The sequence below is a fragment of the Paracoccus sp. (in: a-proteobacteria) genome, assembly GCF_032007265.1.
Taxonomy (GTDB): Bacteria; Pseudomonadota; Alphaproteobacteria; order Rhodobacterales; family Rhodobacteraceae; genus Paracoccus.
In genome coordinates, this window is the sequence record NZ_DALZMB010000008.1 from 1 (window position 1) to 14,477 (window position 14,477).

The following is a 14,477-nucleotide window of genomic DNA, read 5'->3' on the forward strand; positions in this document are numbered from 1 at the left end:
GCGGACTGGACTGCGGGTTGCATCGCCGTCAATGACGAAGAGATCGAAGAAATCTATGCCATGCTGGCGCGCAATGGCACGGGCAAAACCGGCGTTCCGGTCTTCATCTATCCCTGATGACCTCGCTGCTTTGGGCAATGTGATCGCCACCGCGCAAAATGCCAAAGGCCCCGGTTCGGGGCCTTTTTTTTATGCGCTCGTGATAAAGGGCCGGGGTGGACGGCTTTGGGATCGTGGCGAAGGGCCGGGGCTGGTCAATCGATAATGATTTCCGTAGGCGGCAGCGGGTCGGGTGCGCCGTGCTCCAGGTAATCGGCAACGATTTGCGCCAAAGGCAGCGGGGTGATCACCTCGGTCGTTGTTGCCAGATCCTCAAGTCGCCACCAGCGAAACTCGCGGACCAGACGGGCTTCGATCGGATCGGCCATTTCGGGTGTGAAACGCGCGGTTTTGACCAGAAAGTAATCCTCGGACTGGCACCACCGCCGACGGAACAGCGTCAAAGTATGCTGACGCTTCCACAGCTGCGGCCCGATCTTGGGATCGGTCAGGCCCACCTCTTCGTGCAATTCGCGCGACAAGGCCTGCGTGAGCGTCTCACCCGGTTCGACCCCGCCGCCCGGAGTGATCCAAAACGAGCGGCCTTCCAGGCTGAGGCGCATCAGCAAGACCTCGTTTTGCGGCGTGAGCAGGATCGCCCGCACCGAATGCCGCGGGGTTATCCGCTCCATCTTGTGGTTCCTTTACAAAAAACCCGCCGTTGTCCCAACAACGGCGGGTCGCATCCCTTTTGGGGAAATTCGTGCTTAGCGGCCGGTCAGCATGACCCACCAGATTTTGCCGCCCGGCTCTTGGTACCAACCAAGACCAAGCTGGCTGGCTTGGGGGTCCATGATGTTGTCGCGGGTATCGCGCGACTGCATCCAGGCGCCCAGCGTCGCGATGTCATTCTCATAGGTTTCCGAGATATTCTCGCCGACGAGATGGCCCATATAGCCCTGACGCTGAATCCGGTCGAGGGGCGAGGATCCGTCCGAGCCAAAATGCCACGCGCGGTTTTGCGCGGACATGTCGCGCGCATGCGCAACGGCTGCTGCATCCAGCTGCGGGTTCTGCATCATCGGCACCGCACCCTGCGTACTGCGCAGCGTGTTGACCTGACCCAGAATGCGGCTTGGGATGGCGTTCGCCTCGCGCGGGGTGATCGTATAGGCAACGGGCAGCGGCTTGCCGTCCGGCCCCAGCTGCGGCTGTCCGCCCATCGGCTGACATGCAGCCAAAGCGAGGGCTGAAAAAACCGCCAGAATTCGAAGATTCAGCATGGAAACTGTCCCTGATTTTACTTTGCCCCAGCCATAGCGAAGCGGCCCGCACCATTCAAACCAAAGATTGCGTGAAGGCCACACAGCGTAACAACCATGTGGCAATGACGCCAGTTTGAATTGCGCGACTCGCGCGGCGGCCCTAAAGGCAAGGTAGAATTCTTAGGCAACCATCGCGCAAGAAGGCCGCGCTACACGGCCCAAAGTTAGCAGGAGCGAAACATGTCCTCTCCCAACCGGCCGACGCTGTCGCGTCGGAATTTTCTGACCTCGGCGGTGGCCGTTGGTGCTGCTGGTGGCCTTGCTGCCCCAGCTTTTGCGCAGGCGGTTGACGCCTATACCGGTCAGGTGCTGCAAACGGTCGGCCCAACCGGTGCCACGCCGGATGCGGGCATGGTGCAATATGACGCGAATCAGGATTCGCGCCGTAACACCTCGAGCTTCCACATGCAGGATTGGCAGCCCTATTTCAACAATCTGACCAATGGCGCCATCCTGGTCGATCTGAACTCGCGCGCGTTGCATTTCTGGGGCGAGGACGGTCAGACCTACAAGCTGTTCCCGACCTCGGTTCCCGTCAGCCCCGAGCTGACCCGGACCGGCCGGACCGAGATCATCAAGAAGGTCGAGGGCCCAAGCTGGGCGCCCACCCCTTCGATGCGCGAGCGCAACCCGGAATGGCCGGCATTCGTTCCGCCGGGCGACCCCCTCAACCCGATGGGCACCCATGCTTTGTGGCTTAGCTGGCAGTATTACCGCATCCACGGCACGCATGACACGCGCAAGATCGGCCGCAAATCCTCGAACGGCTGCATCGGCATGTATAACGAGCATATCAAGCAGATGTACGATCTGACCAAAGTCGGCACGCAGGTCATGATCATTTAAGCTGATCTGACGGCGTAAATAAGAAAGGCCCCCAATTGGGGGCCTTTTTCTTTTGTCATTGTCCTTTGGGGCGTGATCTGCCCCGGCTAGCTGGCCCTATAGCCAGCCCCCTAAGTTCTCACCGATCAGCGTCGCCAGCATATCAATATGCGCCGGATCATCGTTGAGGCAGGGGATATAGGTAAAGGTCTTACCCCCGGCGTGAACAAAGGCCTCTTGGATCTCGCCCTGAATCTCTTCAAGCGTTTCGACGCAATCGGCGGCAAAGGCCGGTGACATGATCGCAATATCGGTGATGCCCTGTTTGGCAAGCTCGGCGACATGCTCGACCGTATAGGGCCGCAGCCATTCCTCGGTACCGAAGACCGATTGGAAGGTGGTGTCAATGATGCCATCTGCCCAGCCCAGCCGCTCTTTCAGCAACCGCGAAGTTTTTTGACATTGGCAGTGATAGGGGTCGCCCTCCATCAAATAGCGTTTGGGCATGCCGTGATAGCTGACGACCAGCTTGCGCGGCACCTGCCCGCCCAGCTTGCGCTCGACCGATTGCGCCAATGCGTCGATATATTCGGGACGGTCGAAATAGGCCGCAACCGTGCGCGCGGCGGGCTGCCATTTCTGCGTCATCAGCGCGCGGAAGAACTGGTCATTGGCCGTGGCCGAGGTCGCCCCCGCATATTGCGGATAAAGCGGCAGGAACAGGATCTTGTCGCAGCCCGCCTTGACCATGCGATCCACCACATCCGGCGTCGAGGGATTGCCGTATCGCATACAGAAATCAACCATGACACGATCACCCCAAAGTGCCTCGGCCCGCACCTTCAATGCGGCAAGCTGGGCCTTGGTGATGGTCATCATCGGGCTTTCATTGGCCTCGTTGTTCCAGATCGAGCGGTAGTTGGCCCCCGAGGTAAAGGGGCGCTTTGTCAAAATGATGCCCTGCAACAGCGGCTGCCACTTCCATGCCGGATAGTCGATGACGCGCTTGTCGGACAGAAACTCGCTTAGATAGCGGCGCATGGACCAGTAATCCGTGGCATCTGGTGTGCCCAGATTGGCGATCAGCACGCCTATGCGCGGCTTGGCAATGGCGGGATGGTCGGCCGGGGCTTGTGCTGGGATCTTGCTCATTCTTCTTTCCTCTTGCTGGCCAGTGCCTCGGCCAACGACATACGTGCCGAGCCGGGCTTCAATGGCTGCTGCTGGTTATCTGCGGGCGCCCATCCGGTCAGGAACACCAGATCAAAGGTAGCTAGCACCCGCGCAGGATCGGCGGGGTCGGCATGATCTTTAGCGTATATCTCGGCCGCCCGCATCAGGACATCTCGCCGCGTTGGATGGCGCAGCCTTCCGGCCAAGGCATTCGTTTCCCCCATCCCGCGCAAATCAGCGCCAAGGTGAAACAACCCCCGGTAGCTGACACGTTGATGCAGCTGGTCGGCAACCGGCAAGGCCAGACCAGCCCGGCCAAGCAACGCGCCAAGATCGCGAATCTCGCCCATGGGCAAGACCCGAGGCGACAGCCCCGAGGTCACCTCGACCTCGGCACGCGTCAGGCTGTCGCGCAACTCGCCAAGCGTTTCACCGCCCAGACAAGCCACCAACAACAGCCCGTCCGGCCTAAGCGCGCGCGCAGATTGAATCATCTGCCCGACCGGATCATCGGCCCAATGCAGCGCCAATACATGGATCACCAGGTCAAAAGCGCCCGCCTCAAGCGCCAAAGTCTCATTATCTGGGACCACCTGGGCATCGGGCATCGCCGCCTGCCAGAATTGCGGGAATCCGGTGACAATCGCGACGTCGCTAAACGGCTTGTTAATATCTGCAAGTCTATCCTGAATCTCGTCGAGGGCGATTCGATGCAGGAAATCAACCGGCTCGCCGGACCACGCGCGCGCGCGGTGTTGCACCAGCGCCTTGCGGTCGGTCAGGCAATGGGACGGATGTGGCGGGGGGGATGGCGAACGCGAATTCATGGTGGCTTATCTTAATGGGCTGAAGGGCCTGATGAAAGGCACTTTACATCTGGTTTTTCCACCCCAATGCATGGGCTGTGGCGAAACGATCAGCAGTGATGGCGCGCTTTGCCCCAACTGCTGGCGCGAGACCGACTTTATCTCGGGTCTGGCCTGTACAGCCTGTGGCTGCCCCCTGCCGGGAGAGGCCCCAGATCCCGCCCGCGCATCCCAGCCAGATCCGGTTTATTGCGACGACTGCCTGCGCCAGCCCCGCCCCTGGGTGGGTGGGCGTGCCGCCGTGGTCTATAGCGGCGTCGGGCGAAATTTGTGTCTGATGCTCAAACACGGCGATCGGCTGGATCTTGCGCCTCATCTGGGTGATTGGCTGGCGCGGGCCGCGGCCCCGCTGATCGTCCCCGGGATGATCGTGACCGCCGTACCGATCCATCTGCGCAGGCTGTTCAAGCGCAAATACAACCAGGCGTCACAGCTGTCTGCGCGGGTCGCCCGTGCCCATGCCCTGCCTCATCACCCTGACCTGCTAAAGCGCAGCCGTTATAGCCCACCCCAAGATCGCCGCGACGCGGCTGCGCGCTTTGCCAACCAAGCGGACAGCATCACCCTGCCGTCTCGGCATCTAGCTTTGCTCAAAGACCGCCCCGTTCTGGTCATCGACGATGTCATGTCCTCGGGGGCAACGCTGACGGCGGTCACGAATTGCCTGATCGCGGCGGGCGCAGGGCCAATTTCGGTTGCGGTTCTGGCGCGCGCCGTCAAGGACACCTAAATACCCATTCAAACCACTGCCTGCGCCGCCGATGCAGCAATCCCTTAAGGAGCCATTATGGCCAAAGTCGAAATCTATCTGACCCCCACCTGCCCGTTTTGCACCCGCGCCAAGGCCCTATTGGTGAAAAAGGGCGTCCCGTTCGAGGAAATCAACGTTGCAGGCGACCCCGATTTGCGCGCTGCCATGACAGATCGCGCCAACGGCCGCTATACCGTGCCCCAGATCTTCATTGACGACAAACATATCGGCGGCAACGACAACATCCAGGCTTTGGAAATGCGCGGTGAACTTGACGCGCTTTTGGGCCTGTAACCGCCAGAATAACCGCCGCTAGCGCCCTTCCAGCGCGTCGTTTTGAGGTTGGGCCGTCGCCAATCTGGTCTGGGCCCGCCTTGCTGCGATATCCCCTATCCTACCTGCGACGCGCCAGTTTCGGCACCTCGCGTTAGCGGCCTTGCAAGAATGCGCGCGTCCGGGTCAACATACCGGCACGCGCGCTCTGCCTTCATTTGGCACCAGCTCGTGCAAGTTGGGCCGCACCTGCGCGCCCGGGACACGGTGCAAAAAACTTGGTGCAAGGAACGGCTGATGCTGCAAGACGAAACTTTTAAAGCCGGGCTGATCCAGCTTTGCGTGGGCGATGATCCGGCCGCAAATCTGCCCATCACCATCTCGTTTATCCGTGATGCCGCCGCGCGGGGCGCGCGCTTCGTGCTGACCCCCGAGGCGACCAATCTGCTTAGCCCGGATCGCAGCTGGAAAGAGCGCGTCATGCGCACCGAGGCCGAGGACCCCACCCTTGCGGCCTTGCGCGCTTTGGCCGCCGAGCTAGGGATCTGGCTATTGATCGGCTCGCTTTCGCTGCGCTCGGATGATCCTTCGGATCCGCGCTCAATCAACCGAAGCCTGATGATCGGGCCGGATGGCGCCATTCTGGCGCGCTACGACAAAATCCACATGTTCGACGTGACGATTTCAGAAAGCGAATCCTATCGCGAATCTGCCTCGTTCCGCCCCGGAGCACAGGCGGTGGTTGTACAAGGTCCGGCGGGGGCTACGGCGCCGATCGGCCTTTCGATCTGCTATGACGTGCGTTTTGCCTATCTTTACCGTCGTCTGGCCAAGGCCGGGGCACGGATTTTGACAGTTCCTGCCGCCTTCAACGACACGACGGGCGCCGCACATTGGGAGGTGCTTTTGCGCGCACGCGCCATCGAAACCGGCTCTTTCGTGCTGGCACCCGCGCAATGTGGGACCCATGCGACGCCACATACGCCCGATGCGCCCGCGCGCCGGACCTGGGGACATTCGCTGGCGGTCGCTCCCTGGGGAGAGGTTTTGGCCGATGGCGGAAACAACCCGGGCGCGACTGTTGTGGCCCTTGACCTTGGCGCAGCTGATAGGGCACGGTCCCGCGTCCCTTCCCTGACGCATGACCGCGATTTTACTGGCCCATGACCAATACAACCGACAGCCCTCCGCGTATCACCTCGGCGAGCGCCGCTTCGACAGATGCATTGGCCGCAAGCCTGTTTTCCGAGGTATTCATTGCCGACCAGCTTGCCCGTGAACTGGTCAGCCGTGCCTTGCCCGGCGGGATGCGTATTTCGCATTTTTCGGTGCTGAACCTTTTGGCCCATCTCAATGTCGAGCGCACCCCAGCCGAACTGGCCGAGGCGTTCCACGTCACCCGCGGCGCGATGACCAATACTTTGTCCAAGCTGGAATGGGCGGGGCATATCCATATCCGCCCCGATTGGGATGATGCCCGCCGCAAGTTCGTGGGCATCAGCCCGGCAGGTCGCGCCGCACGAGATGCTGCATTGGCCTCTTTGATGCCCCAGATCGCCGAGGTCGTGCGCGACGTGGGTGCAGATCAGATCCGCACCACGCTTCCTGTGCTCAGGATGCTGCGCAAGCGCTTGGAAGAAACCGACAAATCAGGCAGCTAAGCCCCTAAGCCAAGGAATGGCGCGCCACCTGCGCGCCGATTTTCTTAGCCGTGCCGCAAGGCGGTCATGGCGTAATTGACCGACAGATCGCGCGGCGACAGCGACCAGCTCCAGCCCAAGGGATTAAAGACCATCCCCATGCGATCGGCGACCAGAAAGCCCGCGCCGCCGGCCATCGCACTTAGCTCATCTGGCGTGATGAAACGGCGCCAGTCATGGGTGCCTTTGGGCAACCAGCGCATCACCCATTCCGCCCCCAAGATTGCCACGGCAAAGCTTTTGGCGGTGCGGTTCAGCGTCGAGATGACGGACAGACCGCCCGGACGCAGCAAATCATGGCAGGTCTGCACAAAGGCGGCCGGATCGGCAACATGTTCGACGATCTCCAGCGCGACGACGACATCGAACTGACGTCCCTCGCTGGCCAGGCTCTCGGCGGTGACGTTGAGATATTCGATCTCAAGGCCCTGCTCTTGTGCATGCAGGGATGCGACGGCGATATTGCCCGGCGCGGCATCCGCGCCCGTCACCTTGGCACCCAAGCGCGCCAGGGGCTCCGAGATCAGCCCACCGCCGCAGCCGATATCCAGAATGCGCAGCCCCGCGAAGGGCTGATCCGCGCGCAGGTCCAGCGAAAACTCGGCGGCAATCTGGGTCACGACATAGTCCAGCCGGGTCGGGTTGAGCATGTGCAGCGGTTTGAACTTGCCGTTGGGGTCCCACCAGTCACGGGCCATTGCCTGAAACTTGGCGACCTCGGCGGGGTCGATGCTGCTTTGATATTGGGGCGATGTCATCTTGCCGTCCTTGCTGTGGCGGGCGCGCGCAAGGCATTGTATAGTCACCTCATGGACAGATTGGCAGGGCAAATCGGCGGCTATCCGTCGCATGGCAGGCTTCATCCGCAGGTCGACCCTTACGACCAGCGCGTGATTGATGTGGGCGATGGTCATCAGATCTACGTCGAGCAATGTGGCAATCCCGATGGGCCTGCGGTCATCGTGCTGCATGGTGGGCCGGGCGGTGGTTGCAGCCCGTTCATGCGCCGCTTTTTTGACCCCAATCATTACCGCTGCATCCTTTTCGATCAGCGTGGCTGCGGACGTTCGCGCCCTCGTGCCCGCGTCGAGGCCAACACCACCGAGCACCTGATCGCAGACATCCAGACCATCCGCGCCACATTGGGAATTGGCCCGGCTGTTCTGTTTGGTGGCAGCTGGGGGGCAACGCTGGCGCTTGCCTATGCTCAGGCCCACCCCGAGGCGGTGACGGCTCTTGTGCTGCGCGGCGTCTTTTTGGGCATGAAACGAGAGCTGGATTGGTTCTACCGGGGCGGCGCCGCGCGCTTTTTCCCGGATCGTTGGGCGCATTTTCTGGCCCCCATTCCCGAAAGCGAGCATGCCGATCCGATCGCGGCCTATCATCAGCGCCTGTTTTGCGGCGATCTGACCCGCGAGATTCGCTTTTCCCTGCCCTGGATCAACTGGGAAAATGCTTTGGCGGGCTTGGAAATCACCAGTTCGGGCCATGCACCGCCCGATTACGCCCGCACTTTTGCCCGCCTGGAGAGCCATTATTTCTTCAACAACTGCTTTCTTGCCGAGGGTCAGCTTCTGCGCAATCTGCACCGCATCGCTCATTTGCCGGCCGTAATCGTGCAGGGGCGCTATGACATGGTCTGCCCGCCCCAAAGCGCCTATGAGCTTGCGCAAAACTGGCCCGGTTGCGATTTGCGGCTGGTTCCGGCATCAGGGCACGCCCTGTCCGAGCCGCGAATCACCGCCGAACTGGTGCGTGTCATGGATGCCATGCGCTAGCTTGCTGCGCAGTTCGCGCCGTGCGGAACCGCAGATCCGCCGGGGCCGATAACTCTGGCTTGCGACGGGTTTTTCTTGGCCTGCACCACGGCAGCCTTGCGCCAGCAGGCCAGTTGCGCTATATGCTAGCCAACAGCGGCGCAGGCTTCCACCCCCTGCCCATCCCAAAATTCGCACGGGCCGCTCGGCCCGTTTTTCGTATTTGGAGACCATATGAGCAACCTCGTTGCCAAGACGGCTATCGACCGGCGTTTGGCTGACATCATTCAGCCGGTGATCGAGGATCTGGGTTTCGAGCTGGTTCGAGTTCGCCTGCAAGGTGGCAAGACCGCGACGCTCCAGATCATGGCGGACCGTCCCGAAGGCGGTATCAACGTCGACGATTGCGCCGTTATTTCCACGGCAATCAGCGCGACGCTGGATGTCGAAGACCCGTTGGAAGACGCCTATCATCTGGAAGTATCCAGCCCGGGCATTGACCGCCCGCTGACTCGCCTCAAGGATTTCGAAACCTTCGAAGGCTATGAGATCCGGCTGGAAACGAATCAGGCCATCGATGGCCGCAAGCGCTTTAAGGGCATGCTTGCCGGAATCGAGGGCGATGAAGTTCTGATCAATGTCGAAGAAGGCACGATCGGGCTGAACTTCGACTGGCTCAGCGATGCCAAGCTCGTTCTGACCGAAGAGCTGATCGCCGAAATGCTGCGTCAGAAAAAAGAAGCGGGCATCGAGATCGATAATCTTGACGAAGATGCTTTCGACGAAATCGAAACCGATCCCGGCGAAGCCGGCGACTCGAAGGAGTGAGCAATGGCAATCACCTCTGCGAACCAGCTTGAACTGCTGCAGACAGCCGAAGCGGTCGCCCGCGAAAAGATGATCGAGCCCGAGCTCGTCATCGAGGCGATGGAAGACAGCCTCGCCCGGGCAGCCAAGTCGCGCTACGGCGCCGAAATGGATATTCGCGTCAAGATCGACCGCAAGACCGGCCATGCGACCTTTACGCGCGTGCGCACCGTTGTCGAAGATGACGCGGTCGAGAACTATCAGGCTGAACTGACCGTCGAGCAGGCCAAACCCTATATGGCCAATCCGCAAGTCGGCGACGAAATCGTGGACGAGGTTCCCCCGGTCGAGCTGGGCCGCATCGCCGCGCAATCGGCCAAGCAGGTCATTTTGCAGCGCGTGCGCGAAGCAGAACGTGATCGTCAGTACGAAGAATTCAAAGACCGCGCAGGCACGATCATCAACGGTGTCGTCAAGCGCGAGGAATACGGCAATATTATCGTGGACGTGGGTCGTGGCGAAGCCATCCTGCGCCGCAACGAAAAGATCGGCCGTGAAAGCTATCGCCCCAACGACCGCATCCGCGCCTATGTCAAAGATGTTCGCCGCGAAACCCGTGGCCCGCAGATCTTCCTGTCGCGTACCGATCCGCAATTCATGGCGGAACTGTTCAAGATGGAAGTTCCGGAAATCTATGACGGCGTGATCGAGATCAAAGCCTGCGCCCGTGATCCGGGGTCGCGCGCCAAGATTGCCGTGATTTCTTACGATAACTCGATCGACCCGGTTGGCGCTTGCGTCGGCATGCGCGGCTCGCGCGTGCAGGCTGTTGTCGGCGAGCTTCAGGGCGAGAAAATCGACATCATTCCGTGGTCGGATGATCACGCGACCTTCCTGGTCAACGCGCTTCAGCCCGCCGAAGTCGCAAAAGTTGTCTTCGACGAAGAAGCCAACAAGATCGAGGTCGTGGTTCCTGACGAGCAATTGTCGCTGGCCATCGGCCGTCGCGGCCAGAACGTGCGCCTGGCCAGCCAGCTGACCGGTCTGGACATCGACATCTTGACCGAAGAAGAAGAATCCAAGCGCCGTCAGGCCGAATTCAACGCCCGCACGCAGCTGTTCGTGAATGCGCTGGATCTGGACGAGTTCTTTGCACAGCTTTTGGTCGCCGAAGGCTTCACCAACCTGGAAGAAGTCGCTTACGTCGATCTGGACGAGCTGCTTTCGATCGAGGGCGTGGACGCTTCGACCGCAGACGAGCTGCAAACCCGTGCCCGCGAACATCTGGAAGCCGCCAACAAGGCTGCTCTAGACAATGCCCGCGCCATGGGTGCCGAGGATAGCCTGATCAACTTCGAGGGTCTGACCCCGCAGATGGTCGAGGCTTTGGCAAAAGACGATATCAAGACGCTGGAAGATTTCGCGACCTGCGCCGACTGGGAACTGGCCGGTGGCTGGACCTCGCAGAACGGTCAGCGCGTCAAGGATGACGGCCTGCTGGAAGGCCTTGGCGTCACATTGGAAACTGCCCAGTCCCTGATCATGACCGCCCGCGTAATGCTGGGTTGGGTCGATCCGACCGAAAACGAAGGCGCGATCGATGATGAAGAGACTGATGGCGACAACGAAGAGGAGGCCGGGGTGTAACGCCCCGGGAACTGCATGACACGCGGGGGCCAAACCAAGGACCGCGAGACGCCCGAACGGCGCTGCATCGTCACCGGAGAGGTGCAGCCCAAAACTGGGCTGATCCGCTTCGTGGCAAGCCCTGACGGGGACGTAGTACCAGATCTCGCAGAAAAATTGCCCGGCCGGGGCTTCTGGGTCACGGCCGATCGTACTATATTGACCAGAGCGATGGCCAAGGGACTGTTCTCGCGTGGCGCGAAAGCCCCCGTCACCGCTCCCGACGACCTTCTTGATCTTATCGAGGCCGGACTTGCACGACGTGTCGTCGAGCTGATCTCGCTAAGCAGAAAGACAGGCAATGCGGTCGCCGGATTTGAGAAGGTGAAGGGCTGGCTGGCGCTTGGTAAGGCGAAAGTCTTGCTTCAAGCATCAGACGGATCGGATCGCGGAAAGGGCAAGCTATGGACACCGGAAGGTGGTCGATGGTTTGGCTGTATGACCGCGTCAGAATTGGGTTTGTCCTTTGGGCGTGATCATGTCATACACAGCGCGCTTGCGCCTGGGGGCCTGACCCGCAACGTGATCAGGGACGCGAGCAGACTGCAAGGTCTGCGGGGGCATGACGGCGGGACACCTGCCGGGAAGGAATGAAAATCGGAATGAGCGATACTGACGGAAAAAAACCCCTTGGCGTTGGTGGTGGTGCGGGCCGTTCGGGCCACGTGAAGCAAAGCTTCAGCCACGGTCGGACCCATAATGTGGTTGTTGAAACCAAACGCAAGCGCGTTGTTGTGCCGGCTAAGCCTGGCGCAGCCTCGACGGCACGTCCGGGTTCGCCAGCGGCTCTGGCCAGCGACCCCTCCAAGCGTCCCGCAGGCATCTCCGAAGCCGAAATGGAGCGCCGCCTGAAGGCTCTTGCCGCTGCAAAAGCGCGCGAGGCCTCTGAGGCTGAAGCCCGTGTGGCCGAGGAAAAAGCTCGCGAAGAAGAGCGTGAGCGCCGCCGCGCCGAGCTGGAAGCCAAAGAACGCGAAGAGCGTGAGCGCGTTGAAGCGCTGCGCCTGAAAGAAGAAGAAGACGCCCGCCGCGCCCGCGAGGCCGAGCTGCGTGCCCAAAAGCGTGAGGAAACCCGCGCGAAACCGGCCGAAGCCCGTCCCGTGACCCCGGCTGACCGCGCTGCTGCAGAAATCGCCGCTGCGCGCGCCGAGACCAAAGGTGTGTCCACCGTTGGTCCGCGCGCCAAGACCGAGCGTGAGCGCACCCAAGACGATCGCGACAGCCGCAACAAGGCGCGCGATGACAACCGTCGCACCACTGGCAAGCTGTCGCTGACCCAGGCTTTGGGTGACGGCGAAGGTGGCCGCCAGCGCTCGCTTGCTGCGATGAAGCGCAAGCAAGAAAAGGCACGTCAAAAGGCCATGGGCGGTGCGCTCAAGGCTGAAAAACAGGTCCGCGACGTTCAGTTGCCGGAAACCATCGTGATCTCGGAACTTGCAAACCGCATGGCCGAGCGCACCCCGGATGTCATCAAATCCTTGATGCGCATGGGTCTGATGGTCACGGCCAACCAGTCGATCGATGCTGATACCGCCGAGCTGGTGATCGAGGAATTCGGCCACAAGACGATCCGCGTGTCGGATTCGGATGTGGAACAAGTCATCGACACGGTCGAGGATAAAGCCGAAGACCTGCAGTCGCGTCCCCCGGTCATCACGATCATGGGCCACGTCGACCACGGAAAAACCTCGCTTTTGGACGCGATTCGCAATGCGAATGTCGTTTCGGGCGAAGCGGGCGGCATTACCCAGCACATCGGGGCCTATCAGGTCAAAGCCAAGAATGGCTCGATCCTGACCTTCCTCGACACCCCCGGCCACGCGGCCTTCACCTCGATGCGGGCCCGTGGCGCGCAGGTGACGGATATCGTGGTTCTGGTGGTTGCGGCTGATGACGCCGTGATGCCGCAGACGGTCGAAGCGATCAACCACGCTAAAGCGGCAAAAGTGCCGATGATCGTGGCGATCAACAAAGTCGATAAACCGGCTGCGAATCCGCAGAAGGTCCGCACCGATCTGCTGCAGCACGAAGTCGTTGTCGAAGCGATGTCAGGCGATGTGCAGGATGTCGAGATTTCGGCGAAAACCGGTCAGGGCCTGGATCAACTTCTTGAAGCAATCGCGCTTCAGGCAGAGATCCTCGAGCTGAAATCGAACCCCAACCGCGCCGCATTGGGCGCTGTGATCGAGGCTCAGCTTGACGTTGGCCGTGGTCCGGTTGCGACGGTTCTGGTTCAGAACGGCACGCTTAAGCGCGGCGATATCTTCGTCGTCGGCGAGCAGTGGGGCAAGGTCCGCGCGCTGATCAACGACAAAGGCGAGCGCATTGAAGAAGCTGGCCCTTCGGTTCCGGTCGAGGTTCTGGGTCTGAACGGCACGCCGGAAGCCGGCGATGTTCTGAACGTCGTCGAGACCGAGGCACAGGCACGCGAGATCGCGGATTACCGCATCCAGCAGTCCAAAGACAAACGTGCTGCGGCTGGTGCTGCAACCACGCTGGAACAGCTGATGGCGAAAGCCAAGGCCGACCAAAGCGTCTCGGAACTGCCGGTGATCATGAAGGCCGACGTGCAGGGTTCTGCCGAAGCCATCGTGCAGGCGCTGGAAAAAATCGGCAACGACGAAGTCCGCGTGCGCGTTCTGCACTCGGGTGTCGGTGCGATTACCGAAAGCGATATTGGTCTGGCCGAAGCTTCGGGCGCACCTGTCATTGGCTTCAACGTCCGTGCGAACGCCCCTGCCCGTGCAGCGGCGAACCAAAAAGGCGTCGAGATCCGCTATTACTCGATCATCTACGATCTGGTCGATGATATCAAAGCGGCGGCCTCGGGCCTGCTGTCGGCCGAAGTGCGCGAGCATTTCATCGGCTATGCATCGATCAAAGAGGTCTTCAAGGTCTCGGGGATCGGCAAGGTCGCAGGCTGTCTGGTTACCGAAGGTGTCGCCCGCCGTTCGGCTGGTGTGCGTCTGCTGCGTGACAACGTGGTTATCCACGAAGGCACGCTTAAGACCCTCAAGCGCTTCAAGGATGAAGTCAAAGAGGTCCAGTCGGGTCAGGAATGCGGTATGGCCTTCGAGAACTACGACGACATTCGCGCAGGCGATGTCATCGAGATCTTCGAGCGCGAAGAGGTCCAGCGCAAGCTGTGATCCCCAAGTCGCAAGACACAAAAAGGGCGCCCTTGTGGCGCCCTTTTTCATATACGGTCTATTGAGACGGCCTTTGCCCGGATGACATCCCATGGGCATTTCCCTTGGCGACGTCCACCCCATCGCTGC

15 protein-coding genes are annotated in these 14,477 nt (G+C 60.9%); 10 read left to right on the forward strand and 5 right to left on the reverse strand.

Annotated features, from left to right (window positions below; all coding sequences use genetic code 11):
* Window positions 1-254: 254 nt before the first annotated feature.
* Window positions 255-731 carry an NUDIX hydrolase gene (locus RTS12_RS03125; RefSeq protein ID WP_312525392.1) on the reverse strand — a complete coding sequence of 159 codons (477 nt, stop codon included), beginning with the start codon at window positions 729-731 and terminating at the stop codon, window positions 255-257.
* 75 nt (window positions 732-806) lie between these two features.
* Entirely contained in the window at window positions 807-1,322 is a 516-nt protein-coding gene (locus RTS12_RS03130; RefSeq protein ID WP_312525394.1) for a CAP domain-containing protein, read from the reverse strand.
* A gap of 222 nt (window positions 1,323-1,544) precedes the next feature.
* On the opposite strand from RTS12_RS03130, the gene RTS12_RS03135 reads away from it, so the two are divergent.
* Window positions 1,545-2,210, forward strand: a complete 666-nt coding sequence (locus RTS12_RS03135) for a L,D-transpeptidase (RefSeq protein WP_312525396.1) — start codon at window positions 1,545-1,547, stop codon at window positions 2,208-2,210.
* 96 nt (window positions 2,211-2,306) lie between these two features.
* Here the strand turns inward: RTS12_RS03135 and hemH are convergent, their stop codons facing one another.
* Both hemH and RTS12_RS03145 read right to left on the reverse strand, forming a co-directional pair.
* Window positions 2,307-3,341, reverse strand: coding sequence for a ferrochelatase (gene hemH / locus RTS12_RS03140; RefSeq protein ID WP_312525398.1), 1,035 nt, complete (start codon window positions 3,339-3,341; stop codon window positions 2,307-2,309).
* Entirely contained in the window at window positions 3,338-4,189 is an 852-nt protein-coding gene (locus tag RTS12_RS03145; protein WP_312525400.1) for a methyltransferase domain-containing protein, read from the reverse strand. The genes hemH and RTS12_RS03145 overlap by 4 nt, the downstream gene beginning before the upstream one ends.
* On the opposite strand from RTS12_RS03145, the gene RTS12_RS03150 reads away from it, so the two are divergent.
* From RTS12_RS03150 to RTS12_RS03165, 4 genes are all read left to right on the forward strand, one after another.
* Entirely contained in the window at window positions 4,188-4,958 is a 771-nt protein-coding gene (locus RTS12_RS03150) for a double zinc ribbon domain-containing protein (RefSeq protein ID WP_312525402.1), read from the forward strand. The two genes, RTS12_RS03145 and RTS12_RS03150, sit on opposite strands and share 2 nt — an antisense overlap.
* A 57-nt stretch (window positions 4,959-5,015) precedes the next feature.
* Complete coding sequence (gene grxC, locus RTS12_RS03155) at window positions 5,016-5,273, forward strand: glutaredoxin 3 (RefSeq protein WP_312525404.1); 258 nt, start codon at window positions 5,016-5,018, stop codon at window positions 5,271-5,273.
* Window positions 5,274-5,549: 276 nt separating this feature from the next.
* Window positions 5,550-6,419, forward strand: coding sequence for a carbon-nitrogen hydrolase family protein (locus tag RTS12_RS03160; RefSeq protein WP_312525406.1), 870 nt, complete (start codon window positions 5,550-5,552; stop codon window positions 6,417-6,419).
* Window positions 6,416-6,913 carry a MarR family winged helix-turn-helix transcriptional regulator gene (locus RTS12_RS03165; protein ID WP_312525409.1) on the forward strand — a complete coding sequence of 166 codons (498 nt, stop codon included), beginning with the start codon at window positions 6,416-6,418 and terminating at the stop codon, window positions 6,911-6,913. The genes RTS12_RS03160 and RTS12_RS03165 overlap by 4 nt, the downstream gene beginning before the upstream one ends.
* A gap of 44 nt (window positions 6,914-6,957) precedes the next feature.
* Here RTS12_RS03165 and ubiG read toward each other — a convergent pair whose 3' ends face one another.
* The gene (gene ubiG / locus RTS12_RS03170; RefSeq protein WP_312525412.1) at window positions 6,958-7,710 is read right to left on the reverse strand and encodes a bifunctional 2-polyprenyl-6-hydroxyphenol methylase/3-demethylubiquinol 3-O-methyltransferase UbiG; all 753 of its coding nucleotides are present in this window, start codon (window positions 7,708-7,710) and stop codon (window positions 6,958-6,960) included.
* 51 nt (window positions 7,711-7,761) lie between these two features.
* Between ubiG and pip the strand changes: the two genes are divergently transcribed.
* The 5 genes from pip to infB all read left to right on the forward strand — a co-directional run bounded on the left by pip (window position 7,762) and on the right by infB (window position 14,348).
* Window positions 7,762-8,730, forward strand: coding sequence for a prolyl aminopeptidase (gene pip, locus RTS12_RS03175; RefSeq protein WP_312525414.1), 969 nt, complete (start codon window positions 7,762-7,764; stop codon window positions 8,728-8,730).
* Window positions 8,731-8,943: 213 nt separating this feature from the next.
* Entirely contained in the window at window positions 8,944-9,537 is a 594-nt protein-coding gene (rimP, locus tag RTS12_RS03180; RefSeq protein WP_312525417.1) for a ribosome maturation factor RimP, read from the forward strand.
* Between the two features lie 3 nt (window positions 9,538-9,540).
* Window positions 9,541-11,163 (forward strand): transcription termination factor NusA, encoded by a 1,623-nt coding sequence (gene nusA, locus RTS12_RS03185; RefSeq protein ID WP_312525418.1) that lies wholly within the window; start codon window positions 9,541-9,543, stop codon window positions 11,161-11,163.
* A 15-nt stretch (window positions 11,164-11,178) separates the two neighbouring features.
* Window positions 11,179-11,796 (forward strand): RNA-binding protein, encoded by a 618-nt coding sequence (locus RTS12_RS03190; RefSeq protein ID WP_312525420.1) that lies wholly within the window; start codon window positions 11,179-11,181, stop codon window positions 11,794-11,796.
* Window positions 11,797-11,804: 8 nt separating this feature from the next.
* Entirely contained in the window at window positions 11,805-14,348 is a 2,544-nt protein-coding gene (gene infB / locus RTS12_RS03195) for a translation initiation factor IF-2 (RefSeq protein ID WP_312525422.1), read from the forward strand.
* Window positions 14,349-14,477: the final 129 nt, after the last annotated feature.